The sequence below is a fragment of the Nocardioides sp. genome (assembly GCF_036401255.1).
Classification (GTDB): Bacteria; Actinomycetota; Actinomycetes; order Propionibacteriales; family Nocardioidaceae; genus Nocardioides.
Genome location: NZ_DASWVI010000003.1, coordinates 1 through 2,813, shown reverse-complemented (window position 1 = coordinate 2,813; position 2,813 = coordinate 1). Strand labels below are relative to the sequence as shown.

The 2,813-nt window shown below is 74.6% G+C and carries 3 protein-coding genes; all 3 read right to left on the bottom strand.

Annotated features, from left to right (window positions below; genetic code table 11):
• The coding region (locus tag VGD85_RS00120; RefSeq protein WP_331061412.1) for a glycoside hydrolase family 15 protein at positions 1-1,463 on the bottom strand (1,463 nt) is incomplete at its 3' end.
• Complete coding sequence (locus VGD85_RS00115) at positions 1,460-2,545, bottom strand: glucose 1-dehydrogenase (RefSeq protein WP_331061411.1); 1,086 nt, start codon at positions 2,543-2,545, stop codon at positions 1,460-1,462. The genes VGD85_RS00120 and VGD85_RS00115, both read right to left, overlap by 4 nt.
• 22 nt (positions 2,546-2,567) lie before the next feature.
• Positions 2,568-2,813 (bottom strand): enolase C-terminal domain-like protein (locus tag VGD85_RS00110; protein ID WP_331061410.1); only part of this gene is annotated, 246 nt, incomplete at its 5' end.

Sequence of the window (2,813 nt, the reverse complement as noted above, 5' to 3'; positions counted from 1 at the left end):
CGCTGGACGGCCTCGACCGTGCCGACGATCCGCTCGTCGTCCCAGGACAGGAACCCGACACGCGGCAGCAGGAGCAGCGCCGCGTCCAGGCCCTCGGAGCCGTAGAACTGGGTGAACGTACGCCGGTCCGCGTCGTACCCGTGCTCGCACACCTCGGCGTGGATTTCGCCGGCCAGCCGCCGCCAGCGCTCGACCGGGCCCTCGAGGTCGAGCCGGCCGACCGTGCGGATCGCGCGGTCGATGCCGACCCAGGCCATCACCTTCGAGTGCACGAACTGCCGCTGCGCGCCGCGCACCTCCCACAGCCCGTTGTCCGGTTGCTGCCAGTTGCCCTCCAGCCAGTCCAGGAGCGCGCGCTGCACGTCCCAGGCGGACTCGGTCAGCTCCAGGCCGGCGTTGCGCGCCAGGTGCAGGCCGTCGAGGACCTCGCCCCACACGTCGAGCTGGAACTGCCCGGCCGCGGCGTTGCCGACCCGCACCGGTGCCGACCCGGCGTAGCCGTCGAGCCAGTCCAGCGTCGACTCCGGCAGCCGCTGGGTGCCGTCGAGGCCGTACATGATCTGCAGCTTGTCGGGGTCGCCGGCGACCGCCCGCACCAGCCACTCGCGCCACGCCCGCGCCTCGTCGGTGTAGCCGGTGCCGAGCAGCGCCTGCAGGGTGAACGTCGCGTCGCGCAGCCAGCAGTAGCGGTAGTCCCAGTTGCGCACCCCGCCGACGTCCTCGGGCAGCGAGGTCGTCGCGGCGGCGACGATGCCGCCGGTCGGTGCGTAGGTGAGCGCCTTGAGCAGCACCAGCGAGCGCTCGACGTCCTCGGCCCACCGGCCCTCGTAGCGGCCCTGGCCGACCCAGTCGGTCCAGTACGACGTCGTGTCGGCCAGTGCCTGCTCGGGATCGACCTCGGCGGGACGCGGCAGGTGCCCGGCCTGGTAGGTGAGCACGAACCGGGCGCGCTCGCCGGCCCCGAGCGTGAACTCCGCCCGGATCGCGTCGTCGCCGTCGGTGACCGGCAGCGAGGAGCTCAACCACACCGCGTCCGGGCCGGCGACCGCCGAGACCTCGGAGTCCCGCACCCGCACCCAGGGACGGACCCGGCCGTAGTCGAACCGCAGCCGGAGCACCATCTCCACCGGCACCCGGCCCTCGACGCCCTCGACGATGCGGACCACGTCGGGCGCCTCGCCGCGCGGGGGCATCAGGTCGACCACCCGGATCGTGCCGTCCTCGGTCTCCCAGGTCGTCTCCAGCACCAGCGTGTGCTCCCGGTAGCGCCGCGACGTCGCGGTCGTCGCGCCGGCGGGCGCGATCCGCCAGTGCCCGGCGCTCTCGTCGTCCAGCAGCGCCGCGAAGCACGCCGGGGAGTCGAAGCGCGGCAGGCACAGCCAGTCGATCGAGCCGTCCCGGCCCACCAGGGCGCCGGTCTGGAGGTCACCGATCAGCGCGTAGTCCTCGATCCGGTTGCTCACGCGCGGCCCGCCCGTTCTCCGGAGCCGGCCAGCTCGATCACGACCTTCACGTCCTCGGGCCCGGCCTCGAACGCGGCCGCGGCCTCCTCCAGCGGGACCCGTCTCGTGATCAGCCGCTCCAGCCACGGCAGGTCCGCGGCGGCCAGCGCGTCGGCCGCGGCGCGGTAGTGCCGCAGGTTCGCGTTCACCGACCCGACGACGACGTCGTTCTCGAGCACGAGGTCGCGGTTGAGCCCGCCCGCGTCGATCGTCTGCCGCCGGCCGGTCGAGGAGACCCCGGTCAGGCACACCACGCCGTACGGAGTGGTCGCCGCCATGGCGTCGAAGACCAGCTTGCCGACCCCGGTCGCCTCGAGCACCACGTCCGGGCGGGCGGTGCGCGCGATCTCCTCGATGCTGCTGTGGTGGTAGGTCGCCCCCAGGTCGCGGACCAGGTCCGGCTTGGGACCGTCGGCCACCAGGTCCAGCACGTGCACGTCGAGCCCGCGCTGGACGCCGATCATCGCGGCCAGCAGCCCGATCGGCCCCGCCCCCGTCACCAAAGCCCGCCGCGGCTCGAACCACGCTCGCTCACCGACCCGGTCCACCTGCTCCCAGGCCTTCGCGACCACACTGGTCGGCTCGGTCAGCACCCCGGCGATCCCGAGATGGTCGGCCACCCGCACGGCGTACTGCGCGGGCACCGTCCACCGCTCGCTGCCGTAGCCGTCGAGCTGCTTGATCCCGCGCTCGGTGTAGCGGCCGTTGCGGCACATGTCCCACTCGCCGTGGGCGCACGCCCCGCACGGCACCGGGTCGGGGCGCCGGACCACGCCGGCGACCAGGTCGCCGGCGGCCAAGCCGCTGTCCGCGGGCGCCCGGACCACACGGCCCAGCGACTCGTGCCCGAGCACCAGCCGGTCTCCGCGGTCCGGCCCGTCCGGGGCCCAGCCGTAGTCGCCGCGGACGATCTCCTTGTCGGTCCCGCACACGCCGAGCGCCAGGCCCTCGACGAGCAGGTCGTCCGCCCCGGGCTCGGGGTCGGGGACGTCCTGGACGGCCAGCGTCCCGGCCGTCCCGGGTCGCACGGTCAGTGCTCGCATGCGGTGCTGCTCCTTCCCCGGGTCAGGCGACCCGGTATCTCTCGGCGGCCTCGGCGCGCAGCGCCAGGCCGTGTCCGGGGCCGTCCGCGGGAGGGAGCACGCCGTGGAGCGGCTCGCGGTAGCCCTCGACCAGCTCGCGCACGATCCGGACGTGGTCGTGGAACCACTCCACGTGCCGCAGCCGCGGTGTGACGGCCGCAACCGGGGCGGTGAGGTACGGCGCGCAGTGGCCCGAGACGTCCACGCCGTGCGCGGCGGCCAGGGCCGC